The organism is Ochrobactrum sp. RH2CCR150, from assembly GCA_014138095.1.
GTDB lineage: Bacteria > Pseudomonadota > Alphaproteobacteria > Rhizobiales > Rhizobiaceae > Brucella > Brucella gambitense.
This window is the reverse complement of sequence record JACGXE010000002.1, coordinates 359477-384977: the sequence shown is the minus strand read 5'-3', so window position 1 is coordinate 384977 and position 25501 is coordinate 359477. Positions and strand designations below refer to the sequence as shown.

Here is a 25501-nt window from a genome sequence, read left to right as displayed (position 1 = left end):
CGTTACTCGCCGGCGTCTTCCAGCTGCGGCCGCTTCTTTTTGCGGGATGACAGAACGGAATCGCTCTGCCTGACCACAAGGTCAGCGCCGACGAGCACCTTGACTGCGGGCTGCTTGTCTGCCGCGTTGATCAGATCGTCCAGTATCGACACCGCGACATTACCGATCTTGCGCTTGGAGACGTCGACCGTGGTCAGCATCGGCTCCATGGTGGCGCTTTGCGGCAGATTGTCGAAGCCAATCACCGAAACATCTTCCGGAATACGCACGCCGCTTTCCTTCAGCGCCCGGATGAAGCCATAGGCAATGATGTCATTGGTGCAGAAATAGCATTCGGCCAGATTGTGCCCGGATTTCAGCAATTCACGCGTATCGCGATACGCACCTTCATAGGTCGATTCGACCGACAGGATATCGTCAGGCTGAACCTTGAGGTTGAGCCGCTGCATGTTCTTTACATAGGCTTCGCGGCGAAGACGGAAGTTCATCGTCTCGGTAGGACTGGCGACAAAGCCGATGCGGGAAAAACCGGACTGCTTGAAGTGCGACAAGACCTTGAAGACAGCGTCTTCATTGTTCATGTCCACAAAGTTGGCCTCCACGACATCGTAGAACGTATCGATGAAGACAGTGGGCAGGCCCATGCCCTGAATCATATGGATATCGACCGCCGATAATTCGGTGCCGAGCGCAATAACGCCCCGAACCGGCGCGCCTGCAAGCGATTCCGCCACCGCACTGACCGGCTGCCCTTCAAAACTGGCAACTTCCAGCGTGTAGTTGCGGCGAGACGCTTCCGACGACATGCCGTCGATATAGTCTGAAACGAAGACACTGTGATCGCGATTGACCGTGCCGCCATGTTTGGAAATCTTCAGGAACCGGATGGTTTCACCCGGTCCGGTCGTACCATTGCCCGTCTTGGCGACACGCGGCACATAGTTCAGCCGCGATACCGCCTCCAGAACACGCGTGCGTGTTTCGCCGGAAATCTCGCCCTTGCCGTTGAGCACAAGCGAAACCGTGGCCGGAGAAACACCCGCATTCTCGGCAATATCCCTGATCGTAAAAGATTTCTTCTTTTTCATACGCTCCGCACGGCTGCCGTCATCAGCACGTCATTCCCCTTTTTGGCCGCTTCAGGCCTCACCCGCCCGACTGGCCCGCTTTGGCAGCGCCAGAATGACAGGCTGGATTCCTCTTCAATGCGTATCTTATTCGGAAATCTGCATCACGCCACTCAGAAAGCACGGCGATAAAACACTATTTGTTTAGTAAACACAACTGCCGTGTTTTTAAAACGATTAAGCTGAAAACCTGCGCAAATCAACCAAAAATTAGGCACAGTCCGCTTGACATCGCCGTTAGCAAGGCAATAGGTTTAGTGAAATAATTTTTTGTTTAGTAAACGCTGTAGGAGGAGACCATGCAGAGGACAAGCAACCCGCTTGCCATGCTTGTTGTCATTAATGTGGGATTGCTCGCGCTTGGCGCGTACATCTCCGGCGGGTCTTTTCTCTCCCTGTTCAACCTGCAGTCGATGGCTGGCCAGATTCCTGAAATCGGCCTTCTCGCCATCGGCGTGATGCTTGCCATGTGCGCCGGTAACGGCGGCATCGATCTGTCGGGCATCGCGCTTGCCAATCTGGCAGGTGTGGTTGCGGCGGTTATCGCATCGTCCTTTGTATCCGCCTCGGTGAACCCGCTCGCCTTTAGCGTAGCATTCATCGTGCTGGCGCTGCTCGTTGGCCTTGCAGGCGGTATTATCAACGGCATCCTGATCGCGCGTTTCAACATCACACCCATTCTCTGTACGCTCGGCACGCAGATGGCCTTCATGGGTCTTGCTGTCGTGGTTTCGGAAGGGCGCGCCGTGATGGTCGGCAGCCCGGACCTTCTGTCGCGCATCGGCAATGACATGTTCCTCGCTGTGCCGATCAGTTTCCTGATTTTTCTGGCGGTCGCTCTTCTGATCGGCGCTGTGGTTCGGTTCACGCCTTTCGGCGCATGGCTGATGCTAATGGGCACCAATCCGAAGGCAGCTGTCTTCGCTGGTTTCCCCCGCGCCCGCGTTCTGATCGCAACCTATGCAACGAGCGGCCTTCTGGCAGGTATTGCAGGCGTCATCATCGCCGCACGCAACGTCAACGTGAAATATGATTACGGCAGCTCCTATCTGCTCGTCGCTATTCTCATCGTCGTTATGGCGGGTGTGAAGCCTGAAGGTGGTTACGGTCGCATCATCTGCGTGGTGCTGAGCGCCATCGCCTTGCAGCTCATGTCGAGCCTGCTGAATTTCGGTGGATTGTCCAACTTTGTCCGCGACTTTGCCTGGGGCCTGCTGCTGCTCGCATTCCTCGCTGTCGGACGATACGACGTCGCCAGTTTCTTTACCTTGGGCAATAGCAACAAGGCACCAATTGGTGCTCAACCCTCAAGCACCAAACCGTAATACTGAGGGACTCTTAACGAGGAGGAAGTCATGAAAGCAAAGACAAAGAAGCTGCTCACCGGTGCGCTCATTGCTGCCACTGCACTTGCAGGCGGCGCAGGCACGCTGGTCGCGCAGGAAAAGCCGGTCATCGCAACCGTCGTCAAGATCAGCGGTATTCCGTGGTTCGACCGCATGAACACAGGCGTTGAAGCCTATCAAAAGGCCAACCCGGATGTGGTCGCAACCCAGAGCGGCCCGGCAACTGCCGACGCGGCACAGCAGCTTCAGATCGTTCAGGATCTGGTCGCAAAGGGCGTCAACGCGCTTGCCGTCGTTCCGATGGATCCGGCCGTTCTCGAAGGCACGTTCAAGCGCGCTATCGAACGCGGCATCGTTGTCGTGACCCACGAAGCCGACAACCAGATCAACACAATGGCCGACGTCGAAGCCTTCGACAATGCCGACTATGGCAAAGCTCTGAACGAACGTCTGGCACAGTGCATGGGCAAGAGCGGCAAGTGGACGACCTTCGTCGGCTCGCTCGGCAGCCGTACGCATATGCAGTGGGTTGGCTCGGCTGAAGAAAACGCCAAGCAGTATCCGGATATGCAGCTTGTCGATCCGAACAACGAATCCTTCGACGATGCCAATGGCACCTACGAAAAGGCCAAGGAAATTCTGCGCAAGCATCCTGACCTGAAGGGCTTCCAGAGCTCGGCTGGCAACGACGTTCTCGGCATTGGCCGCGCGATCGATGAAGCCGGTCTGAGCGGCAAGGTCTGCCTCGTCGGCACCGGCCTTCCGAACCCATCGGCTGATCTTCTGGAATCGGGCGCCATTACGGCTATCGGCTTCTGGGACCCGCAGAAGGCTGGCATGGCGATGAATGCTGTTGCCAAGCTTCTTCTGGAAAAGAAGGAAGTCAAGGACGGTATCGACCTCGGCGTTGAAGGCTACAACAAGGTTTCCGTGAAGAAGGGTGCAGGCGAAGGCCTCCTCGTCATCGGCAATGGCATGGTTATCGCCGACAAGGATTCCTACAAGGAACACCTGTTCTAAGCAGCCTTAAAAGATCCGACTGCGGGTGGCGACCGTTCCGTTCACCATCGCCGCCCAGCGTCAAGGCCTCGGGTGCTTTCCGCGAATGGAAAGCATCCGGGCAACTAACCCCGGTTGATTTTGCCGCCAACCAGCCGACAGCGGAACCGTTGCGTGCAAGCGCGATGATGCACTGTGGCAGAGGAATTAACGTGTCAACTACGATGAACAATAAGACGGAAAACGGCCGGACACCGGAGCGTTTTCTCGAATTGCGCAACATCCACAAGCGGTTTGGCGGCGTGCATGCATTGCGCGGCATCGACCTCACGCTCAATCTCGGAGAGGCCTATCACCTTCTCGGCGAGAATGGATGCGGCAAGAGCACCGTCATCAAGATCATGTCCGGCGCGCATGGTCCGAGCGAGGGTGAAATTGTTCTCAATGGCAAGACCTATAAAGAACTCGATCCAATCCAGTCTCTGGCTGCGGGCATCGAGACTGTCTATCAGGATCTCTCGCTGATCCCGAACCTTACGGTTGCCGAAAACGTAGCGCTCAATCAGCAGCTCGTTGAAGGCAACGGTAAGTTGCTGCGCCGTTTCGACCGCGCCAAGCTGCGTCAGACGGCGGAACGTGCGCTGAGCACTGTCGGCCTGCCGACGGACCGCGCCTTCCTGAACACCATCGTTTCCGAACTTCCGCTTGCCATGCGCCAGCTGGTCGCCATTTCCCGTGCGATCGCAACGAGCGCCAAGCTGGTCATCATGGATGAGCCGACCACGTCGCTGACGCGCCGCGAAGTCGACAACCTCATCGAAGTCGTCAATCGTCTGCGTGCAGACAATGTTGCCGTCCTCTTCGTGACCCACAAGCTCGACGAATGCTACCGCATCGGTGGTAACGCCGTCGTTTTCCGCGATGGCCAGTGTGTGGCGCAGGGCCCGATTGAGAACTACACCAAGAAGCAGCTTTCCGAGCTGATGATTGGCCGCGAAATCGACGCCGAGCGTTATCGCACCGGTACGCCCGGCGAGGCAGAGCTGCTGAAACTGGACGGTCTGTCGTCGCCGGATTTCAAGAATATCAACCTGACGCTCCGCAAGGGCGAGGTTCTCGGCATTACGGGTCTTGCCGACTCAGGCCGCAACGAGCTGGCGATGGCGATCACCGGCGTCGATCCGGCATCCAACGGTGCGATCACGCTCGAAGGCCGTAAGATCAACGTCAAAAGCCCTGCCGAAGCCATTGAACTGGGCATCGGCTACGTGCCAGAAGACCGTCTGGCTGAGGGTCTTTTCCTCGACAAGTCGATTTTCGAAAATGAAGTCGCGCTTATCCTCACCCGTCTCAGCAACAGCCTCGGCATCATCAATCAGAAAAAGGGCCGCGAAATCGCAGCCTCGCTGATGGAGCAGATGCGCCTCAATACCAAGAACCTGGATCTGCCGGTCGGCGCCCTTTCGGGCGGCAATCAGCAGCGCGTTCTCATCGGTCGCTGGCTCAGCATCGGTCCGAAGCTCCTCGTGCTGCATGGCCCAACTGTCGGCGTCGATGTCGGATCGAAGGACACGATCTACCGCGCCATCCAGACACTGGCCGAAGCCGGCATGGGTCTCATCATCGTCAGCGATGACCTGCCCGAACTGCTGCAAAACGCCGACCGCATTCTCGTCATGAATGCGGGAAGCATCGTCAAGGAATTTGACGCCGCCGAGGCGACGGAAGACCAGCTCTACCAAGCCATGATGTCGTCCCAAAAAGAAAAATCCCCAAAGGATGTAGCCCAATGAGCGTGTCGCAGTATCAGCCGGAACTGGGCCAGACCCGTTCCTTCAAGCTGGGTGACTTCATTCGCAGGCGCCCTGAATCCATCACCTTCTTCCTTCTGGTCGCGATCTGCGTGATCGTGTCGATTGTCAATCCTGCATTTCTGCAGGCTTCGACGCTGATCGATATCGGTCGCGCCAGCGTCGTGATGGGCCTTTTCGCGCTTGGCGTCTTTATCATTCTCGCCGCTGGCGGCATTGATGTTTCATTCACGGCCATTGCCGCCTGCACGGTCTATTCACTGACGCTTCTGGTGCAGGCCTATATGCCGACGCTTCCAATCGTCTTCGTCATCCTGATGGCTATTGCTGGCGGCGTCTTTCTTGGCCTGATCAACGGCGTTCTGGTGCATAGTCTGAAAGTTCCGTCACTGATCGTCACCATCGGCACGCAATATCTGTTCCGCGGCTTCCTGCTGGCTTTTGTCGGCACTGTCTGGATTATGTCGCTGCCGCCGACGATGGGCGCTTTTGGCCGCCTGCCCCTGTTCCAGTTCGAATCCGCCAACGGCGCAACCATCACCATGCCGTTCTACTTCCTGATCCTGCCTGCAGCAGCGATCCTGACCTGGTGGATCTTGAACCGCACGCTGATGGGCCGCGCCATTTTCGCCATGGGGGGCAACAGCCAGATCGCAAGCCGCCTTGGCTATAATCTGCGAACAATCCATCTGTTCCTGTTCGGATATGCCGGTGGTCTTGCCGGTCTTGCAGGCATCATCCATGTTTGCGCCAACCGTCAGTCGAGCCCATTCGACTTTGTCGGAACCGAAATCAGCGTCATTGCCGCTGTGGTTCTGGGTGGCGCACGTATTACCGGCGGCACGGGCAGCGTTTTCGGCACTATTCTGGGTGTCCTGCTCATCACCGTCATCAACAGCGTTCTGGTCCTGGTCGGTATTCCCAGCACGTGGCAGCGTCTCGTCGTCGGCTGCTTCATTCTTCTGGCCGCCGCCTTCTTCGTCACCCAGCAACGCAAGAAATAACCCGATAATCTCAAGAGGAAATCATGAAGAAGTTCCTGAACGATCCAGTCAATTTCGTTGATGAGATGCTGGAAGGCATCTATCGGGCCCATCCCGAACTGACCTTTGTCAACGACGACAAGCGCTGCATGGTCACTGCCAAGCCCAGGGCTGGCAAGGTCGGCATCGCAACCGGTGGCGGCTCGGGCCATCTGCCGACCTTCCTCGGCTATATCGGCGAGAACATGATCGACGGCGCAGCCGTTGGCGGTGTGTTCCAGTCGCCGAGCGCCGAGCAAATGTATCAGGTCACCAAGGCCATCGATCAGGGTGCAGGTGTGCTCTACATCTATGGCAATTACACGGGTGACATCATCAATTTCGACATGGCTGCCGAACTGGCCGATCTCGATGGCATTACCGTCAAGCAGGTTGTCGGCAATGACGACGTTGCCTCGTCGGTTGTTGGTGAAGAGCACAAGCGCCGCGGCGTTGCGGGCATTTTCTTCATCTACAAGGCAGCCGGTGCAGCAGCAGCCAACGGCCTGTCGCTCGATGAAGTGACGCGTCTCGCCGACAAAGCTCGCCTGCGCACCCGCACGATGGGCGTTGCCCTGTCGAGCTGCGTTGTGCCGGAAATCGGTCATGCGACCTTCTCCATCGGCGACGATGAAATGGAAATCGGCATGGGCATCCATGGCGAACCGGGCATCAGCCGCACCAAGCTTGCTCCGGCTGACTCCGTTGTCGACCAGCTTCTGGGCCGCATCTTCGCCGAGCAGGATTATGCCAAGGGCGATGAAGTTGCCATTCTCCTGAACGGTCTCGGCGGTACGCCGCTGGAAGAACTTTACATCATGTTCCGCCGCGTTGCGCAGCTCTTCGACGAGCGCGGCGTCAAGGTAAAGCACATCTGGATCGGCGAATTCGCCACCGCCATGGAAATGGCTGGCGCTTCGATCTCCGTGCTGCATCTCGACGACGAACTGGAGCCGCTTATCGCTGCTTCGGCGAATACGCCGTTCTTCAAGCACATTGCCGGTTGAGGTGACGCCATGAACTCCATCAAGGCTTCCGATCTCATCAATCTGTTCGATAGCTGGAAGCAGCTTTTCGCAGAACAGCGCGAATTCCTGATCTCGCTCGACGGCAAGGTTGGCGATAGCGATCTCGGCATCACCATGAGCAAGGCTTTCGCGGCCGCTGCCGAAGCAACAGCCGAAGAAGGCGAATCTGCTGGCATTGCCAAGCTGCTGCGTCTGGCCGGTGCCACCATGGCCCGCGTCGCTCCGTCCACCATGGGCACACTGACGGCAACGGGTTTCTTGCGTGCAAGCAAGGCCTGTGAAGGCGTTGACGCGATTGGCACTGCCGAAATGGCCGCCTTCTGGCGCGCCTATCGCGACGGTGTTGCAGAACGGGGCAAAGCCAAGGTTGGCGACAAGACCCTGCTCGACGTACTCGACCCGATTGCTGTCACGCTTGAAGCTCAGGCTGCTGCGGGTGCTTCCCTGCCCGACGCACTGGCTGCGACGGCAAAGGCCGCCGAAGACGCGCTGGAAGCTACCAAGTCTCTGGTTGCCCAGCATGGCAAGGCTGCTGCCTTCCAGGAAAAGACCATTGGTCTTCAGGATGCAGGCGCCACTGTCGGCACATTCCTGATCGTCAGAATGTCGGAGTTCGTATCAGCTCATTCCTGATACATCTCCACACATGTCGAAGGCCGGAAGCCCGCCAGGTTCCGGCCTTCGATGCTTTTTAGAGATGGGCCAGCGCCACGATTTTTGGCGCGCGGCAAAAGACGACCCGGACGTTTCTGCCCGTCGTGGTGCGCGCATGGCCTTGCTGCAGATCGACGATGATATCGTCATAGTTCAGTATCACACGGTCCAGTGGATAGACGGCTTTATAGACCGCCTCCTTGGCGCAAAACAGAATACGATCCGCATCGGCTGTGCCCTTTGGCAATCGGTCACCCGGCTGCCTCACCAGTGCGGCAATATCCTCCGGCAGCGCAATAGCCGGTTCCACATCAATCCCGACTGCGAGAAAATCGGCGCTCTTTGCCACTGCAGCAACAGCAATATCGTCATCATGAGCGAGGGAGCCGACAATGCCCGACGGCCAAATTGGCTCGCCCGAAGCGCCGCGCAAAATCGCGAAGTCGCCTCCGCCATGTTCTTTGAGCAATTCCCTCCCTGCAATACGTGCCGCGCCGCTGGCGCGACGACGAACCGGATTTCGCGCCGGAAGCGTAGCAATCTCATCACCCAGTAAGCGGGCTTCATCCCCGTCCCGAATGAACCGGCAAGCCGTTGAAATGCCCTTGGGCGCGATTGCGCGCATGGCTTCGTTTAACGCATTTTCCAAAAGCGACGTTTCGGAAAAGCCGGACTGAGGTTCTGCCATATCGGTATTCTCAACCGCGAAGATCGAGATGGGCGATCACCTCGCCGTCTTCATCAAGACCGTCTTCGACAAAGCCTGCCTTGGCATAAAGCTGGCGCGCGCCTTCGTTTTCCGGCTCATAGCAGATGGAAACGCGGTGAATGTGACCCAGCGCCTTTATCTCGGCCAAAACCTGCTGCAACGCAGCTTTTCCGTAACCGCGCCCCTGAAAAGCGCGGTCAATCATGAAGCGATAGATCTGCGCATTGTCGCCATCGCTTGTCGCATCATACATCAGGAAACCGACCAGCTCGCCGCCTGCGAAAACAGCGCGTGGCCGGGCATCCTCATCTTCATCTGCCTCTTCCAGCGAGCTGGCATTATCCGCGACAAGATTTTCCTGTCCTGGGGCAAGCTCCAGCGCGGCTATCCGTGACCGCAAATCGTCCGTCACGGATTGAAGCCTAATCTCACTGGAGCTTGAGGCGGGATCGGTCAAGCGGACGCCCCCACCGGACGAAGAGCGGCGGAACCCGCCGCCTGCTTGACATTGGCCAGCACCGTTCCGTCCTTTGTTACCGGGACGACGAAACGGTTAAGCTTAGCCGGATTACCACGCCAGACTGAATAAGGCTCCAGCACCTCGCCCTTCATGACGAAGGAATCGACATCGACGATAGAGCCGTCACCCATCACAACACCATAATGGACAAATGCCGATGGTCCGAGTGTGCAGCCATTGCCAATGCGGATGAAGTCCGACTTGAAAGCGCCCTCCTCCAGCGAGTGCGGCTGGATCACGCAACCTTCATTCAAGGTCGCATCGTCACCGATTTCGACCAGCGAACGCTCGGTCAGATTGGCGCCACCGTCATAGACGCGGCGACCGACCTTCACGCCGAGGCAGCGCAGGATCATCGGGCGGAATGGCGTTCCGGCGAAGAGCTGCGTAATCGGCGAATCCGACAGTTTCCAATGGCGCTCATGCCGCCAGAAAGCTTCATCATAGATCGTCGTCATGCGCGGCTTCAGCTTGCCGAAGCCCAGCGAAAGACGTTCGATAAAGATATAGAACGGTATCGCAATGCCCGCTGTCAGAACCACAGCCGCAAACAATGCGTTGTACTTCCAGTCATCATAATAGTTGAGCGCGCGGTCCCAGATAGCCAGCGTGGCGAAAAGCATGAGCCACTGTTCCGCGAGGAACATCAGTCCCGTGCGGAAATTGTGGAAGTTCTTGCGGCGCAAACGGCGCAGGCGGTCATCTTCATCAATATTGGCAATCAGTTCCTTGTCACGATTGACCATGCGCGGGATTTCGAAGCAAGGCGAACCCAGAAGCCCGACATTCTCACGCACCGGCCCCTCGATCGGAACCATAACCTTGGTGCCAAGAAGGCAGTTTTCCCCGGTCCGTCCATCGGACGGATAAAAGATATTATTGCCGAAATAATTCCGCTCACCGACCTTCGTATGTTCCAGCCGGAACGTGGCCGCCGATTTGTGCGTATTGATCATGAACAGACCATCCGACACCATTGTCTGGCTGCCGATTTCGCACAAAAGCGGGTTTTCATGCTGCTGGTTGGTGCCGAAATTGGACCCGGTCTGGACCACCTTGTTCAGGTTCCAGCCGATAGCCCGCATATAATGCACCACCGCCGAGCTATCACCGAACAGCAGATTGAGAAGGCGCGAATTGCTGGCCAGTTCCACCATCGACTGCAGCCAATAATGGAAACCATAGAGCGTATAGGTGCGGTTCGGCTTCAGGAACAGGCTGGCCAGACGCGGAACTGCAACCGCAGCGATAAAGGCGACGGCCAGCGCACCGAACAGTGTGACGGTCGTGCCGATGGCCACGATGCCGATGGTTTCCTGATAGTCGTCGCCAACGCTCTGCCAATAGCTATGGAACAGGAACGGGAACGGTGTGACCAGCATGAACAGCCCGACAAGCTGAAAGATCTCGAAGACGATGCGGCGGGTTTTGGACAGGGTAATGCTACGCACCTTGCAATAATCTGCCGTGGTCGGTGCCGCAGGCGACCCATGCCAATGTTCGCCGTCGGGAATGCTTTGACCGCGTTGCAACGAGGAAGCATGGCCAAGCTGCGCTCCGTTGCCGATCCTGGTGTCGATATCGATTGTCGAACCGACGCCCACAAAAGCGCCATCACCAATGGTGATCGAACCGGTGTGGATATAGCCGCTTTCGGCCTTGAAACCGAGAATATTGGATTCGCGGCGCAGAATGGAATTCTCACCAATAGAAATCAGGTCCGTACAGACCGGAATAGCCCGGCATTCAATGGCCGTGTTGCGGCCAAGTTTCGCGCCGAGAAGCCGCAGATAGAGGCTGTACAGCGGATTGCCACGGAACAGGACCACAGGCGCAGTGCGGATCAGCGTCTTGACCACCCAGAAGCGGTAGTAACGCAGGCCCCAGATCGGGAAGCTTTCTGTCTTCCAACGCCCGATCAGCACCCATTTTGCAACAATGGCAAAACCCGTCGTTGCGAAGAAGCTTGCGGCCGCCAGCACGACGCATCGGAAATAGAGCTGAAGCGGATTGTCGAGCGCATCGTAAACCCAATCGAGACCGCCATCGAAGAAAACCAGCGCGACATAGGCATAGATCCCGTAGAAGGCGAGCTGCGCAACGCCGCAGGCCCAATAAGCGAAATTGGATGCCTTGTGGGTAAGCTGACGTTCGACCGTGGCCGCTGTTTTCTGCTGCGGCGCATGCAGATACGCAGCCAGACTTGCGATGGTCGGATGCAGGTAGATATCCCGCATCGACGCCGTTTCCCAGCCCTGCGCGGTGCGCACGCGGGCACAGAAGCGCGCCATGAGCAGCGAATTGGCGCCCAGATCGTCGAAGAAATGATCCTCGACCGAAACCTCGTCCAGATTGAGCACTTCCGCCAACGCATTCGCCATGAAGCGTTGATCATCATTGCTCGGCGGCACGATTTCCCGTTCCGCTGACAGTCGAACATTGGTCGGCTTCGGCAGGCGCTTCAGATCGGCCTTGTTGGAGACCGTCATTGGAATGGCGGCCAGCTCTTCGAGATAGGCCGGCACCATATAGGACGGCAGGCGGCGTTTCAGCTCGCGCGCAATATCGGCGCGCTGCAGCGGCAGCACGCCGGACTTCGGCGCGTAATAAGCAACCAGCTCCACACGACCCGGCTCGATTTCCCAGGTGGTGACGGCGGCCTGTGCAACGCCCGGCTGATCAAGCAGAACGGCTTCGATCTCGCCAAGCTCGATGCGGTAACCGCGAATCTTCACCTGTGTGTCGATACGCCCATGATATTCGATCTCGCCCGCAGCATTGATGCGCCCCAGATCGCCCGTGCGATAGATGCGTGCTGACGGGTTGTTGGGCAAGCCGATGAAATCAGGAATGAATTTTTGGTCGGTCAGATCCTGCCGGTTAAGATAACCGACAGCAAGGCCAATACCGGCGATGCCGATTTCGCCCAGTTCATCCGGGTCGGTCAGCTTTGGTTCCGTCGGCTCGATGATCACAATCGAATAGGTCGGCAGCGGTGCACCGATTGTCACCGGTTTGTCGGGCGTCAAAACGCCCATTGTGGCCGTGACAGTCGCTTCAGTCGGGCCATAAGTATTGAGAAGCAGACGACCCGGCTTCGTCCAGCGCGTCACCAGATTGAGCGGACAGGCTTCGCCACCCACCATCAGCAGGCGCAGCTTTGGCACATCGGTTTCGATGGAGGACAAAAGCGTCGGGCTGCAAGCCATGCAGTTGATGTCATTCTTCCGCAGGAAATCGGCGAGTTCTTCGCCAACCAGCGTCATCGGTCCCGGCGCAGGCACGACAGTCGCGCCAGCGGTAAACGGCACCCAATATTCTTCCGCCGAGAAGTCGAAGGCAATCGTCATACCGTGATAAACACGGTCTCCCGGCTTGTAGCCGTAGGACATCGCCGCGACGCGCAGGAAATTGCAGAAGCTCTGATGCAGGATCGCGACGCCTTTCGGCCTGCCTGTCGTTCCTGACGTATAGAGAATATAACAAATCTGGTCGGGGTTGGCGGCTCTGGCGGCCTTGTCCAGCGGTGCGATCGATTGCTTTGAAATTTCAGCGCCAGCCCCGTCGATCAGCACATGCGGCACGGGCATCTGTTCAACGCGGGCCGTATAGGCCTCAAGCGAAATGACAAGCCGGACATTGGCATCCTCGATGATGAGGGCCATGCGATCTTCCGGAAAGGCAGTTGCCAGCGGCACATAGGCCGCGCCCGCCTTCATGACGGCGAGCAGCGCGATATACGTGTCGGCGGAACGGTCGAGCAGCAGGCCGATGCGGTCGCCCGGACGAACGCCGCGTTCGATCAGCAGCCGCGCAAACTGGTTGGCGCGATTGTCGAGTTCCCGATAGGTCCAGTTGCGCCCGTCTGAAACAACGGCAACCGAACCCGAAAACTTGTCGGCCAGTTGCTCAAAAAACAGATCCAGCCGCTCGCCCGGCTTTCCCGGTTCGGCGAAATCAGCGCCAGTCAGAATCTGGCCGTTTGCGGTCAAATGCGCCGCAGGGCGCAGAGGTTCATTTGCCCGCGCATCATCGATGGGCAGATCATTATCGCCTGTCGTCGCTGCGGCCTCGCCGTGTCCAGCGCCACGATTTTCATAGTTCATTTTCAACACTCACTGACCAAAGGTCGAGCATCAACGGGCAATTATACGCGTTAGGCGGCACGCTCTGCCTGCAATGAGGCATTATCTGTCGTCGAACCGTTCACTGCGGGTGAAGAAGACCGCTATTGGCGCAGGCCACTACTCAAACTGGTGAAAATAAGAAAGTGAATTATTTTTATTTTAGCTATTCATCCATCAGTGTTGCAAAACTAGCATACAACGCTGACCAGATCATCCGCTTTTAGTTCCTATCCACCGCTCTTGCAATCCTTTGCTGGCCACGGTTAACTGCCTAAATGGCGTTTACATTAAGGCAGTTACAGTATTTCGTTGCAGTTGCGGAGCAAGGGTCCGTTACCCGTGCGGCGCAAAAGCTGTCTATTTCGCAATCCTCGGTCACAGAGGCGATCAAGGAGCTGGAAACCGACCTGAATGTCGAGCTTTTCGAGCGTCATCCCCGTGGGCTGACAGTCACGCATAACGGCCACCAGTTCCTGCGCCATGCCACCAAAATTCTGACTGGCGTATCGGATGCCCGTCGCTCCTTTGCCGACCAGCGCATTCAGGAAAAGGGCAAGCTCAATCTGGGCGTGACATCCTTGGTCGCCGGTTACGTCCTGTCGGAATTGCTCGCCCGCTATCGTCGTGCCTTTCCCGGCGTCGAAATCAGCGCCATCGAAGACAACGGCTCCTATCTGGAACATTTGCTGGTTGGCGGTGAATTGGACGTTGCGGTGATGGTGATTTCCAACCTGCGCGACCGCATGGCGCTGCACGCGGAAATCCTCGAAACCTCGCCTTACCGGCTGTGGTTGCCGCTTGGCCATGAGCTCGTCTCAATTGACAGCATATCAGTGAGCGACATCGCGAAAGAACCATTGATCATGCTGACCGTGGATGAAATCGAGGAAAACACCGGCAAACTTCTGGCCGCTCTCGGTGCGCGCCCGCATGTGGCCTTCCGCACGCGTTCGGTAGAAGCTGTCCGCAGTTTGGTCGCTACGGGCGCGGGCATAGCCCTCCTCCCCGATCTCGTCTATCGCCCTTGGTCGCTGGAAGGCGACCGGATCGAAAGCCGCGATGTTTCGGGATCTCTGCCCGTCGTGCAGATCGGCATGGCCTGGCGCAAGGGATCGAGCCTGCCCCAGTCTGCAAGGGACTTTATCGGCATTGCTGAGGCTGCCCGTTCTGGAAGACTAAGGTAAACCCCGATATCGGAAAAAACGATACCAGCTTTCCGATAAATGAATTTGCGAAAGGCAGGGTTTAAGCACACCATCCGCTCCGGGAACAAAATCACTGAATGTGAATAAAACGGGAGTGGTCGATGAGAAAATTTCTGCAATCCTGTACCGCTTTGATGGCCGTCGCGAGCTTTGCCACGCAGGCCATTGCCGCCGAACCGCTGACAGCGATTGGCGACGGTGAAGGCGCGCTGAGCATCGTGGCCTGGGCGGGCTATATCGAACGCGGTGAAACCGACAAGAATTACGACTGGGTCACGGATTTCGAGAAAGAAACCGGCTGCAAGGTCAGCGTGAAGACCGCCGCCACCTCCGACGAAATGGTGGCGCTTATGAATGAAGGTGGCTTCGACCTCGTCACCGCTTCAGGCGACGCCTCGCTTCGTCTTGTTGCAGGCAAGCGCGTGCAGCCCATCAATACCGACCTCATTCCAAGCTGGAAAACCGTGGACGAACGGCTGCAGAATGCGCCGTGGTTCACCGTGAAGGACGTGCATTACGGTGTGCCCTATCTCTGGGGCCCGAACGTGCTAATGTACAACACCGACGTGTTCAAGGGTGAAGCGCCGAAGAGCTGGAACGTGGTGTTCGAAGAACAGACCTTGCCGGACGGCAAGTCCAACAAGGGCCGCGTACAGGCCTATGACGGGCCGATTTATATCGCCGATGCAGCGCTTTATCTCATGAAGCACAAGCCGGAACTTGGCATCAAGAACCCCTACGAACTCAACGAAGACCAGTACAAGGCGGCGCTCGATCTCCTGCGCGGGCAGCGCAAGCTCGTCAGCCGTTACTGGCATGACGCCATGATCCAGATAGATGACTTCAAGAATGAAGGCGTCGTGGCTTCCGGTTCCTGGCCGTTCCAGGTCAATCTGCTGAAGTCTGAAAACGCCAAGGTCGGCTCGACCTTCCCGGAGGAAGGTGCAACTGGCTGGGCGGACACCACCATGCTGCATGTGGATAGCGAGCACCCCAATTGCGCCTATAAGTGGTTCGAACATTCGCTAAAGCCGAAAGTGCAAGGCGATGCTGCGGCATGGTTCGGTGCCGTACCGTCCATTCCGGCAGCCTGTAAGGGCAATGCGCTCATGACCGACGAAGGCTGCGCGACCAACGGCTACGACAATTTTGCGAAGATCAGCTTCTGGCGCACACCGACTGCCAAATGCCAAAGCCAGGGCGAATGCGTGCCCTATCATCGCTGGGTGTCGGATTATATCGGCGTCATTGGCGGTCGCTGACATCGATTATCGCAAGCACGAAGATTGCCCTTCCTTCAGCTGAAGGAAGGGAACGGACAGACGCGCCCGCACGCCAAACAGATGCTGGCGCTCTCCATGATGGGTAGAACCATGACAGCAGCAGTTCGTTTTGAAAATGTGAGCCGGCACTTCGGCGAAGTCCGGGCCGTCGATCACGTTAACCTGACCATCGCGTCCGGCGAGTTCTTTGCCATGCTCGGCCCTTCCGGTTCCGGCAAGACGACCTGCCTGCGGTTGATCGCGGGTTTCGAACAGCTCACCGATGGCAGAATAGAGATCTTTGGCGAAAGCGCTGGCGGCGTGCCGCCCTATCGGCGCAACGTCAACACGGTGTTTCAGGATTACGCGCTGTTTCCGCATCTCAGTATTCTGGACAATGTGGCCTATGGGCTGATGGTGCGCGGCGCTGGCAAGGCCGAGCGTCACCGCGCCGCCGAAGAGATGCTGGAACTGGTCAAGCTCCCCGGCTATGGCGGCCGCAAGCCGAGCCAGCTTTCCGGCGGGCAGCGGCAGCGCGTTGCACTGGCGCGCGCGCTCGTCAACAAGCCGAAAGTGCTGCTGCTTGATGAGCCGCTCGGCGCGCTCGACCTCAAACTGCGCGAGCAGATGCAGGAAGAGCTGAAGAGCCTGCAAAAGGCGTTGGGCATCACCTTCGTTTTCGTGACGCACGATCAGGGCGAAGCGCTTTCCATGGCTGACCGCATCGCGGTCTTCAACAATGGCCGCATCGTTCAGGCCGGAACACCGCAGGAAATCTATAATCGCCCCCAAACCCGCTTCGTTGCGGATTTCGTCGGCTCTTCCAATGTGGTCGCGCCAGAAATCATGGCCGCGTTTGGCGGTGAACGGCGCTGGGCCAGCCTTCGACCGGAATCCATTCGCCTCGCAGACAAGGGCGACAAGCACGGCATCGCAGCGCGGATCGAAACTACCAGCTTCCTCGGCTCCGCCACGCGTCTCGGTGTTGAAGCCGAAGGCGCCAGACTGCATGTCATGCTGCCCGCTGGCGCAAGCGTTCCCGAGACCGGTTCCGATATCCGCATCGTCTGGAATCCGGGTGACGTTCATTACATGGATCAGGCAGCATGAGCGGCGCGCAGGCTTCCACACTCGGAAACTCGGGAGCAAACCCCGGGGCAAATCCGGCCTCCATCATGCCGCAGCGCGGCGGGATACTCGGTCGCCTCTCCGACCTGTTTTGGCGTCGTCCGGGATTGCTTCTGTTTCTCATGCTTACGCCGCCGCTTTTGTGGCTTGGCATCATCTATATCGGCTCGCTGATCGCGCTGCTCTTGCAGAGCTTCTTCTCGGTCGACGATTTCTCCGGGCTGATCGACTATAATTTCACGCTCGCGACCTATGCACAGCTCTTAAACTCCGCCAATCTCGACATCATCATCCGCACCGTATCAATGGCCGCGCTGGTGACAATTGCCTCTGCTTTCGTCGCCTTCCCCATCGCCTATTACGCCGCCCGCTATGCACGCGGCCGCTGGAAAGCGTTGTTCTATCTCGGCATCATGCTGCCACTCTGGTCGAGCTATCTGGTCAAGGTCTATGCATGGAAGCTGATCCTCGCAAAGGAAGGCATCCTGACCTGGATCTTCGCGAAATTGCATCTGTCCTGGCTGCTCGACGGCGTTCTGTCCCTGCCAATCGTCGGCGGCAACTCCCTGTCAGTCAGCTATCTCGGCACCTTCATCGTCTTCGTCTACATCTGGCTGCCCTATATGATCCTGCCAACGCAAGCCGCGCTGGAGCGCGTGCCGGGCAATCTGGTGGAAGCCTCGTCCGACCTCGGCGCAACGCCTGCCCAGACTTTCCGAACCGTGCTGATGCCGCTCGCCATGCCGGGTATCATCGCCGGATCGATCTTCACCTTTTCGCTGACACTCGGTGATTACATCATTCCGCAGATCATCGGCTCGTCGCGCTTGTTCATCGGGCAGGCTGTCTATACCCAGCAGGGAACGGCAGGCAATGTGCCGCTTGCTGCCGCCTTCTCCGTCGTGCCGATCGTCATCATGGCCATCTATCTCTGGATCGCCAAGAAACAGGGGGCTTTCGATGCGCTCTGATCGTAACAACCGCGCTTCTTTCGGATTGAAGCTTGCTGCCGGACTGGGCCTCGCCTTCCTGCATCTGCCGATCCTGCTGATCTTCGTCTATGCCTTCACGACGGAAGAGAAGAGCTATCAATGGCCGCCGCCGGGTTTCACGCTGCAATGGTTCGCCGTGACATGGAACCGGGCCGATGTGTGGTCGTCGCTTGCGCTCTCCGTACAGGTCGCCATGATTGCGACCATGATCGCGCTCGTGCTCGGAACGCTGTGTGCCGCTGCCGTCAGCCGAACCCACTTCTTCGGACGGGAAAGCATTTCACTGCTGGTCATCCTGCCCATCGCTTTGCCCGGCGTTGTCACCGGCATCGCCCTGCGCTCGGCTTTCTCACTGTTCGACATTCCGTTTTCGATGTGGACCATCGTGCTCGGTCACGCGACCTTCTGCGTGGTGGTCGTCTACAACAATGCTGTGGCCCGCTTCCGGCGCACCTCGGGTTCGCTGATCGAAGCCTCGATGGACCTTGGTGCAAACGGGTTCCAGACCTTCCGCTATGTGATCCTGCCCAATATCGGGACCGCATTGCTTGCAGGCGGGATGCTCGCTTTCGCACTGTCTTTTGACGAGGTGATCGTCACCACATTTACCGGCGGCCAGCAGATGACCCTGCCGATCTGGATGCTTCAGGAACTGATCCGGCCACGCCAACGCCCCGTCACCAATGTGGTGGCCATGGTTGTGGTGCTGGTGACCTTCCTGCCCATCCTCGCCGCCTACTATCTCACCCGCGATGGCGATCAGGTCGCCGGTCACGGGAAATGAAAAAAGGGAGAACGACATGAACACCGAAATGCTGATTGGCTCACGCTTTGAAGCTGGCACAGAGGTCGAGGAAAACGTCCTCAATCCCAAGACCGGCGAGACCGTTATCAAGCTGCCGGAAGCTTCGCTCGGCCAGATCGACGCTGCCGTGGCCGCTGCCGACAAGGCATTCAAAACCTGGTCGCGCACCACACCGGGCGAGCGCTCCAACTATCTTCTGAAGATTGCGGATGCCATCGAGCGGGATGCGGAAGCCTTTGCCACGCTGGAGGCGCTCAATTGCGGCAAACCGATCAATGCCGTCATCAATGATGAAATTCCGGCCATCGTCGATTGCTATCGCTTCTTTGCTGGCGCAGTGCGCAATCTTCATGGGCCGATTGCCGCCGAATATCTTCCGAACCACACATCGATGATCCGCCGCGATCCGGTCGGTATTATCGGCTCCATCGCTCCGTGGAACTATCCGTTGATGATGATGGCATGGAAACTCGCGCCAGCCATTGCGGGCGGCAATACGGTGGTTTTCAAGCCATCCGAACAGACACCGCTGACTGCGCTGAAAATGGCCAAGCTGCTGGCAGATATTCTGCCCGAGGGCGTCGTCAATATCGTGCTGGGACGAGGCGAAACCGTCGGCAACGCACTGATCAATCATCCGCGTATCGACATGGTGTCGATCACCGGCGATGTCGCAACCGGCAAGAAGGTCTTGCAGGCGGCGGCCAAAAGCGTGAAACGCACTCATCTGGAACTTGGCGGCAAGGCGCCTGTCCTCGTCTTCGACGATGCGGACATAGAAGCCGTCGTCAACGGTATTCGCACTTTCGGCTATTACAATGCCGGACAGGATTGCACCGCTGCCTGCCGCATCTATGCCGATGCACGCATCTACGACCGTTTCGTCGCGGATCTGTCCTCCGCCGTTTCCAGCATCCGCTACAATCTGGAAGACGACAGCCAGAACGAGATCGGACCGCTCATCTCCCGCCGTCAGCGTGATCGTGTTGAGAGTTTTGTCGCCCGCGCCCGCGAACATAAGCATATCGAGATAACCACGGGCGGAAAAACAGCCGGGGCCAACGGCTTCTTCTTTGAACCGACGGTTATTGCCGGTGCAACACAGGACGATGAAATCGTGCGCCGCGAAGTCTTCGGTCCGGTTGTCTCGGTCACGCGCTTCAGCGATGTCGATGAAGCCGTGCGATGGGCAAACGACAGCGATTACGGCCTCGCCTCATCGGTCTGGACCAAGGATGTCAGCAAGGGCATGCAAGCCGCAGCCCGCCTGCAATATGGCTGCACCTGGATCAACACCCATTTCATGCTGACCAATGAAATGCCGCATGGCGGATTGAAACAATCCGGCTATGGCAAGGACATGTCGATCTATGCGCTGGAGGACTATACCGCCGTGCGCCATATCATGATTGCGCATTGAGCGATTACAGAGCCTATAACCGATTTGGGATGGCGGCAGCTTTGCCGCCATTTCCATTTATTCTCAAGAGCTTATCTTGTTGTGCATTGCCGGCCCGATTAATCTTATTACTAGCTAAATTAGCTTGAGCATCAGGTCGACTTCGCTTATTCGAATCTCAAATTCAATCTCAGGGCGAGCGGATTTTGAGAATTGACACGTATTAACTGCATCCCTCCGTCGGAGCTGACCGGGCCGCATCTCGTTGCAGAGTACCGGGAGTTGCCACGTGTTTTCGCTCTTGTGAAAGCGGCAATCCAGCGGGGCGAGACGACCGCAGATCGGAGAAACCCGCGCGCCTATACACTTGGAACGGGTCACGTCCGGTTTTTCTATACCCGCCTCAGTTTTCTGGCGAAGCGTCAGGCATCTCTCGTGGCCGAAATGCAGGCCCGAGGCTACACACCCCAATTCACTGCAACCCATGAATTGCTGATCGACATTCCGCCAGAATGGTGTTGCGATTGGGAGCCTTCCAACGAAGCAATGGCCATCAACAGAGCCCGTATTGTCGAACGTTTGCGGAGATAGGCGCATTGCAATGACAGCGAATTAAACAACCATACATAGAAGCAACCAGAAAATACAATCGATTACCGTAGGTTGAAACTGAACTTAAATATATCTATGATACTCGAGTAATTTAAGATCTTCTTATGATTATACATTTCTAAACAATAATACTCTATTCTGGAAAATACGGACTTAATTTGATATGATTAAGCAGCAACATCCCCCATGCTGAGACATACCGCATGACCGAGAAAAAAGCGGCGCCGGAAAAGAAGCACGCTCTGGAACAACAGGCATCGTCTTTTACTGACGCTGTTGAAGAGATTGCGCGGAAGCTGCAAAAGCCTTTGCAGCCCGATCTTGAAGACGACTTCATACGCTATGCGCTCGACAGCGCTGCCATCGTCGCCCACACAGATGTTCGCGGCACGATTACCTATGTCAATCGCAAGTTCTGCGAGATCAGCGGCTATACTGCCCGCGAGTTGATCGGCGCCAACCATCGCATCTTGCATTCGGGTATCCATAACAAGGATTTCTTTCGCGACATGTATCGCGATATCGCGCATGGCAAGATCTGGCACGGCGAGATCTGCAACCGTCGCAAGGATGGTTCGCGTTACTGGGTGGATACGACCATCGTTCCGCATCTGTCGCCCGCCGGCAAAGTGGATAGCTACACTGCCATTCGGTTCGATATTTCTGAGCGTAAGGAGCTGGAAAGCGCCTTGCGGACCAGCAAGGAACATCTCGACCAGCTTGCCAATCTCGACCCGCTGACCGGACTGCCGAACCGCCGCCGTTTCCAGGAATTTCTGGAGATGCAGGTGCGGGACCACGAGCGCTCCAATGGAATATTTCATCTGGCGCTGCTCGACGTGGACTCCTTCAAAGAGGTCAACGACACATTCGGGCATCATGCAGGCGACGTTCTGCTTCAGAATATCGGCAAGCGCCTGCGCTCGTTCGAAGACAGCCAGCTGTTCATGTCACGCATGGGCGGCGATGAATTCAGCCTTATCCTTGTCGGTGCGACAGATTGCGAAGCCGACATGCTGTTTGAAGAAATTCTGGAAGCCATTCGCCAGCCCATGGTGATCGGCTCGACCCCACGGCGCATATCATCGAGCTTCGGCATTGCCAGATTTCCGCGCGATGGCAAGGATGTCGGCAATCTGTTCAAGGCCGCAGATCTCGCGCTCTACAAGGCCAAGGCGCTGGGTCGCGACCGCGTCGAGGTTTTTCAGCCGCAACTGCGTGAAGTTGCCCGGCGAAAATCCGCACTCTACGAAGAAATCGAGGGCGGGTTGGAGCACGGCGAATTCGAGCTGCATTATCAGCCGATCATCCCACTGATCTCCGGGCAGGCGTTTTCGCTGGAAGCGCTGATGCGCTGGCGCCATCCCGAACGGGGACTGCTGACGCCAGCCTATTTCGGAGAAGGCTTCGAAGATCCGGCCATCCGCGCAGCGCTCGGTATGTTCATGCTGGAGCGGATTTTTGCGGATGTTCAATCATTGGTCAATGCTGAAGCGCCTTTGCACCGTATTGCGATGAACCTGACCAATTCCGATTTCCGTTCGGACATCTTCCTCGACCGCTTCTTTGAACTATGCGCCGAAACCGGGATGGGACCAGAGAGGTTCAGCGCAGAGATGACGGAAGGCATGTTGCTTGGTCTGGCGCAGAAGCGTGTGGAACAAGGGCTCAAACGGCTTCATACGGCGGGCGTCGAAGTCGCCCTTGACGACTTTGGAACCGGCTTCGCCTCGCTGACGCATTTGCGCCGCCTGCCCATCGACCGCCTGAAGATCGACCGCAGCTTCGTTGCCAATATCGCCGCATCGCCGGAAGATCGCGCCATCGTGCGCGGCGTCATTCAGATCGCCCATAGTCTCGGCAAGACCGTGACTGCCGAAGGCGTCGAAACCATTGAGCAGATCGACCTTTTGAGCGACATGAAATGCGATCATTTGCAGGGTTGGTATTTCAGCGCGGCATGTGAGGTGCGGAAATTGCCGGAGGTTCTGGCCACGCTCCCCAGACTGGACACCCAAAAAATGCACTGAACGCCGCCACATTGTTGCCGTTTTGACATAGTGCGCGTCTTTCTGCGATGAACTGCTCTTGACAACGTTTACCCGAGCGCGACTCATGCTATTGATCTTGCGTCTCGCCATTGGGGGCTTTGGCGGAGATTCACCGCCCTAGCGCGTTTATTCGCGGCTGGGGCGGTTTAGTTTTAGGGCCTTGCAAAATACGCATATCTCGGTTGCAGGATCGGTCATTGTGCCGATCGGCCCACGGCTCTATTTTGCAGTTGTTCGGTTTTACTCCTCCTCCCAAAAACCGAACCTGAAGCGCGATACTCCTCCTCCCAATCGCGCTTTACCAATCCGCCCGCAGCAACTTCTCCTCCTCCCAAATTGCTGCGGGCGTTTTGCTATCCAGATTTCCCTTTCCCAGATTTTTCAGTCTGCAATCGTTCCGCCTGTCATCGGCGCTGGCACGCCCGTTGTGCTTGGAAAGCTGATCGGCAGGCCGCGCAATGCGCGCACAGCGAGAAAGGCAAAGCACTCCGCCTCGACGGCATCGCCACGCCAACCCAAGGTCTCGACTGGCACAAGGTCGACACCCGCACGTTCGACCAGAATCCGCATCATCGTCGGGTTGTGACGACCGCCACCGGACACGGCCAGCCGCTTCGGTCGATGCGGCAGTATATCCAGCGCCTTTGCCACAGCCGACGTTGTGAAGGCCGTGAGCGTCGCCGCGCCATCCTCGTCGCTGAGATCGTCTGCCATAGCGGCGGTAAAATCAAACCGGTCGAGCGATTTTGGAAAAGGCGCAGTCATATAGGGATGCTCAAGCAGTTTGGCGAGACGCGCTTCGTCCACATGGCCGCGCGCGGCAAGTGCGCCGTCGCGGTCCATCTCGCCCAGGCCACGCGCTTTCATGAAATCATTGATCGGCGCATTGGCCGGGCCGGTATCAAAGGCGACCAGCGTTTCGCCTCCGTCCCACCATGTAATATTGCCAACACCGCCGAGATTGAGAATGGCCGTATCGCCACTGGAATCGGCACTGCGCAGCAGAGCCGCATGATAGATTGCAGCCAGCGGCGCGCCCTGCCCGCCTGCACGGATATCGGCAGTTCGGAAATCATAGACCACCCTGGTGCCAAGCAACTCGCTCATCAGCGCACCATCGCCAAGCTGGCGCGTATCGCCAAGCCGTCCCGGCTGCGGCGCACGGTGCAGCACAGTCTGGCCATGAAAGCCGACCACGCCGATGTCGGCCATGATCAGACCGCTTTCTTCCACCAGCTCACGCACGGCAGCAGATTGTGCGCGGGTCAGGGCATCTTCCGCTTCGGCAAAAATCGCTGGTTCCGGGCCTTCAAAATTCCAGACGCGGGCTTCGGCCTGCGCTTGCTGCAACAGCTTCAGAATACCGTCCGGATAAGGCTTCAGCGCGTAAGTACCGAATATATCGACCGTTTCGCCATCGGTTTTCAAAAGCGCGACGTCAATATTTCCATCGAGAACGGTGCCGGTCATCAGACCTACGGCCCAGATTGGCTGCATAAAGCCCTCCACATTCCTGAATTTCAGAGAAAGTGTTAGTGCAATTCGGCGTTAAAAGGAAATACCAGAAAAATGCCCGAACAAAAACAAAGAGCGGCTTCGGCATAGCTGCCAAAACCGCTCTTTGAGATAATCCGTATCGTGTGGGTCAGGCGCTGACGCGCATCCCCTTTTCCGGTTCGAAGATGTGGCTCGTCGCCGGATCGATGGCAATTGGCAGCACGTCGCCCGGACGCACAGTCAGGCGCTCGCGGAACAGGCAGGTGATCGGCTGCGTGCCGAGCTTGCCCATGACCATGATTTCCGAGCCCGTCGGCTCTACGATCTCAGCCGTAACCGGAACGCCGCCTTCGGCTATCTTCATATGCTCGGGGCGCACGCCATAGACGGCTTTAGCCGAAAGGCTCGCATAATCACCCTGCGGAAGTGACAGGCGGAAGCCGCCATCGGCCACAAACGAACCTTCCTCGATCTTGCCATTGATGAAGTTCATCGATGGCGAGCCGATAAAGCCTGCAACGAACATGTTGGCCGGGCGATCATAAAGATCAAGCGGCGCGCCGATCTGCTCCACGAGGCCATCGCGCATCACCACGATCTTGTCGGCCATGGTCATGGCTTCGATCTGGTCGTGAGTCACGTAGATTGTCGTGGTCTTCAGCCGCTGATGCAGACCCTTGATCTCGCCGCGCATCTGCACGCGCAGCTTGGCATCAAGGTTGGAGAGCGGTTCGTCGAACAGGAAAACCTGCGGATCGCGCACAAGGGCGCGGCCCATGGCGACGCGCTGGCGCTGACCGCCGGAAAGCTGGCGTGGAAAACGGTCGAGCAGCTTGTTGAGGCCGAGAATTTCAGCCGCGCGCGCAACACGGTTTTCACGCTCTTCCTTCGGCGCGTTCTTGAGCATGAGCGCGAAGCCCATATTGTCGGCGACCGTCATATGCGGATAAAGCGCATAGTTCTGGAACACCATGGCTATATCACGTTCCTTGGCGCGCAGGTCGTTGACCACACGCGGGCCAATTGCGATCTCGCCATCGCTGATTTCCTCAAGCCCTGCGATCATGCGCAGAAGCGTGGACTTGCCGCAGCCGGAAGGGCCAACGAGCACGACGAACTCGCCGTCCTCGATGCTGACCGACACGCCGTGCAGAACGCCGACATTGCCATATTTCTTGACTGCATTACGGATGGATACAGATGCCAT

The 25501-nt window shown here is 57.5% G+C and carries 20 protein-coding genes; 14 read left to right on the top strand and 6 right to left on the bottom strand.

What is annotated here, in order from left to right:
- Positions 1–2: 2 nt before the first annotated feature.
- Positions 3–1088, bottom strand: a complete 1086-nt coding sequence (locus FHW03_RS05435; RefSeq protein WP_182519695.1) for a LacI family DNA-binding transcriptional regulator — start codon at positions 1086–1088, stop codon at positions 3–5.
- 338 nt (positions 1089–1426) lie between these two features.
- On the opposite strand from FHW03_RS05435, the gene FHW03_RS05430 reads away from it, so the two are divergent.
- From FHW03_RS05430 to FHW03_RS05405, 6 genes are all read left to right on the top strand, one after another.
- Complete coding sequence (locus FHW03_RS05430; protein WP_182519694.1) at positions 1427–2452, top strand: ABC transporter permease; 1026 nt, start codon at positions 1427–1429, stop codon at positions 2450–2452.
- A gap of 30 nt (positions 2453–2482) precedes the next feature.
- Positions 2483–3493, top strand: coding sequence for a substrate-binding domain-containing protein (locus tag FHW03_RS05425; protein ID WP_182519693.1), 1011 nt, complete (start codon positions 2483–2485; stop codon positions 3491–3493).
- 203 nt (positions 3494–3696) lie between these two features.
- The gene (locus FHW03_RS05420) at positions 3697–5265 is read left to right on the top strand and encodes a sugar ABC transporter ATP-binding protein (RefSeq protein WP_210277168.1); all 1569 of its coding nucleotides are present in this window, start codon (positions 3697–3699) and stop codon (positions 5263–5265) included.
- Positions 5262–6287, top strand: coding sequence for an ABC transporter permease (locus tag FHW03_RS05415; RefSeq protein ID WP_078339166.1), 1026 nt, complete (start codon positions 5262–5264; stop codon positions 6285–6287). The genes FHW03_RS05420 and FHW03_RS05415 overlap by 4 nt, the downstream gene beginning before the upstream one ends.
- Before the next feature lie 23 nt (positions 6288–6310).
- Positions 6311–7312 carry a dihydroxyacetone kinase subunit DhaK gene (locus tag FHW03_RS05410; RefSeq protein ID WP_182519691.1) on the top strand — a complete coding sequence of 334 codons (1002 nt, stop codon included), beginning with the start codon at positions 6311–6313 and terminating at the stop codon, positions 7310–7312.
- Between the two features lie 9 nt (positions 7313–7321).
- The gene (locus FHW03_RS05405) at positions 7322–7966 is read left to right on the top strand and encodes a dihydroxyacetone kinase subunit L (protein ID WP_182519690.1); all 645 of its coding nucleotides are present in this window, start codon (positions 7322–7324) and stop codon (positions 7964–7966) included.
- A 58-nt stretch (positions 7967–8024) separates the two neighbouring features.
- Here the strand turns inward: FHW03_RS05405 and FHW03_RS05400 are convergent, their stop codons facing one another.
- The 3 genes from FHW03_RS05400 to FHW03_RS05390 are packed head-to-tail and all read right to left on the bottom strand — an operon-like array spanning position 8025 to position 13322.
- On the bottom strand, positions 8025–8675 hold the full coding sequence (locus FHW03_RS05400) for a 4'-phosphopantetheinyl transferase superfamily protein (protein ID WP_182519689.1): 651 nt from the start codon (positions 8673–8675) through the stop codon (positions 8025–8027).
- A gap of 10 nt (positions 8676–8685) precedes the next feature.
- Positions 8686–9108, bottom strand: coding sequence for a GNAT family N-acetyltransferase (locus tag FHW03_RS05395; protein ID WP_182519688.1), 423 nt, complete (start codon positions 9106–9108; stop codon positions 8686–8688).
- 41 nt (positions 9109–9149) lie between these two features.
- Positions 9150–13322 (bottom strand): Pls/PosA family non-ribosomal peptide synthetase, encoded by a 4173-nt coding sequence (locus tag FHW03_RS05390; protein WP_182519687.1) that lies wholly within the window; start codon positions 13320–13322, stop codon positions 9150–9152.
- 296 nt (positions 13323–13618) lie between these two features.
- Here FHW03_RS05390 and FHW03_RS05385 point away from each other — a divergent pair, with 296 nt between their 5' ends.
- The 8 genes from FHW03_RS05385 (at position 13619) to FHW03_RS05350 (ending at position 22776) form a co-directional block, all read left to right on the top strand.
- Positions 13619–14527 (top strand): LysR family transcriptional regulator, encoded by a 909-nt coding sequence (locus FHW03_RS05385; protein ID WP_182519686.1) that lies wholly within the window; start codon positions 13619–13621, stop codon positions 14525–14527.
- A 122-nt stretch (positions 14528–14649) separates the two neighbouring features.
- Positions 14650–15810 (top strand): ABC transporter substrate-binding protein, encoded by a 1161-nt coding sequence (locus FHW03_RS05380; RefSeq protein ID WP_182519685.1) that lies wholly within the window; start codon positions 14650–14652, stop codon positions 15808–15810.
- A 111-nt stretch (positions 15811–15921) separates the two neighbouring features.
- Positions 15922–16920 (top strand): ABC transporter ATP-binding protein, encoded by a 999-nt coding sequence (locus tag FHW03_RS05375; protein ID WP_182519684.1) that lies wholly within the window; start codon positions 15922–15924, stop codon positions 16918–16920.
- Positions 16921–16985: 65 nt separating this feature from the next.
- Entirely contained in the window at positions 16986–17909 is a 924-nt protein-coding gene (locus FHW03_RS05370) for an ABC transporter permease (RefSeq protein WP_182520060.1), read from the top strand.
- On the top strand, positions 17899–18714 hold the full coding sequence (locus tag FHW03_RS05365) for an ABC transporter permease (RefSeq protein ID WP_182519683.1): 816 nt from the start codon (positions 17899–17901) through the stop codon (positions 18712–18714). The genes FHW03_RS05370 and FHW03_RS05365 overlap by 11 nt, the downstream gene beginning before the upstream one ends.
- 16 nt (positions 18715–18730) lie before the next feature.
- The gene (locus FHW03_RS05360) at positions 18731–20155 is read left to right on the top strand and encodes a gamma-aminobutyraldehyde dehydrogenase (protein WP_182519682.1); all 1425 of its coding nucleotides are present in this window, start codon (positions 18731–18733) and stop codon (positions 20153–20155) included.
- A gap of 192 nt (positions 20156–20347) precedes the next feature.
- Complete coding sequence (locus FHW03_RS05355) at positions 20348–20725, top strand: pyrimidine dimer DNA glycosylase/endonuclease V (RefSeq protein WP_182519681.1); 378 nt, start codon at positions 20348–20350, stop codon at positions 20723–20725.
- A 224-nt stretch (positions 20726–20949) separates the two neighbouring features.
- The gene (locus tag FHW03_RS05350; RefSeq protein WP_182519680.1) at positions 20950–22776 is read left to right on the top strand and encodes an EAL domain-containing protein; all 1827 of its coding nucleotides are present in this window, start codon (positions 20950–20952) and stop codon (positions 22774–22776) included.
- A 402-nt stretch (positions 22777–23178) separates the two neighbouring features.
- Here the strand turns inward: FHW03_RS05350 and FHW03_RS05345 are convergent, their stop codons facing one another.
- Positions 23179–24294, bottom strand: coding sequence for an anhydro-N-acetylmuramic acid kinase (locus tag FHW03_RS05345; RefSeq protein ID WP_182519679.1), 1116 nt, complete (start codon positions 24292–24294; stop codon positions 23179–23181).
- 148 nt (positions 24295–24442) lie between these two features.
- On the bottom strand, positions 24443–25501 hold the full coding sequence (locus FHW03_RS05340; protein WP_182519678.1) for a sn-glycerol-3-phosphate ABC transporter ATP-binding protein UgpC: 1059 nt from the start codon (positions 25499–25501) through the stop codon (positions 24443–24445).

Bases quoted from the DNA above. Each gene is read 5' to 3' on its own strand.
- FHW03_RS05435 (WP_182519695.1), bottom strand. From the start codon at position 1,088: ATGAAAAAGAAGAAATCTTTTACGATCAGGGATATTGCCGAGAATGCG.
- FHW03_RS05430 (WP_182519694.1), top strand. From the start codon at position 1,427: ATGCAGAGGACAAGCAACCCGCTTGCCATGCTTGTTGTCATTAATGTG.
- FHW03_RS05425 (WP_182519693.1), top strand. From the start codon at position 2,483: ATGAAAGCAAAGACAAAGAAGCTGCTCACCGGTGCGCTCATTGCTGCC.
- FHW03_RS05420 (WP_210277168.1), top strand. From the start codon at position 3,697: ATGAACAATAAGACGGAAAACGGCCGGACACCGGAGCGTTTTCTCGAA.
- FHW03_RS05415 (WP_078339166.1), top strand. From the start codon at position 5,262: ATGAGCGTGTCGCAGTATCAGCCGGAACTGGGCCAGACCCGTTCCTTC.
- FHW03_RS05410 (WP_182519691.1), top strand. From the start codon at position 6,311: ATGAAGAAGTTCCTGAACGATCCAGTCAATTTCGTTGATGAGATGCTG.
- FHW03_RS05405 (WP_182519690.1), top strand. From the start codon at position 7,322: ATGAACTCCATCAAGGCTTCCGATCTCATCAATCTGTTCGATAGCTGG.
- FHW03_RS05400 (WP_182519689.1), bottom strand. From the start codon at position 8,675: ATGGCAGAACCTCAGTCCGGCTTTTCCGAAACGTCGCTTTTGGAAAAT.
- FHW03_RS05390 (WP_182519687.1), bottom strand. From the start codon at position 13,322: ATGAACTATGAAAATCGTGGCGCTGGACACGGCGAGGCCGCAGCGACG.
- FHW03_RS05385 (WP_182519686.1), top strand. From the start codon at position 13,619: ATGGCGTTTACATTAAGGCAGTTACAGTATTTCGTTGCAGTTGCGGAG.
- FHW03_RS05380 (WP_182519685.1), top strand. From the start codon at position 14,650: ATGAGAAAATTTCTGCAATCCTGTACCGCTTTGATGGCCGTCGCGAGC.
- FHW03_RS05375 (WP_182519684.1), top strand. From the start codon at position 15,922: ATGACAGCAGCAGTTCGTTTTGAAAATGTGAGCCGGCACTTCGGCGAA.
- FHW03_RS05370 (WP_182520060.1), top strand. From the start codon at position 16,986: ATGCCGCAGCGCGGCGGGATACTCGGTCGCCTCTCCGACCTGTTTTGG.
- FHW03_RS05365 (WP_182519683.1), top strand. From the start codon at position 17,899: ATGCGCTCTGATCGTAACAACCGCGCTTCTTTCGGATTGAAGCTTGCT.
- FHW03_RS05360 (WP_182519682.1), top strand. From the start codon at position 18,731: ATGAACACCGAAATGCTGATTGGCTCACGCTTTGAAGCTGGCACAGAG.
- FHW03_RS05350 (WP_182519680.1), top strand. From the start codon at position 20,950: ATGACCGAGAAAAAAGCGGCGCCGGAAAAGAAGCACGCTCTGGAACAA.
- FHW03_RS05345 (WP_182519679.1), bottom strand. From the start codon at position 24,294: ATGCAGCCAATCTGGGCCGTAGGTCTGATGACCGGCACCGTTCTCGAT.
- FHW03_RS05340 (WP_182519678.1), bottom strand. From the start codon at position 25,501: ATGGCATCTGTATCCATCCGTAATGCAGTCAAGAAATATGGCAATGTC.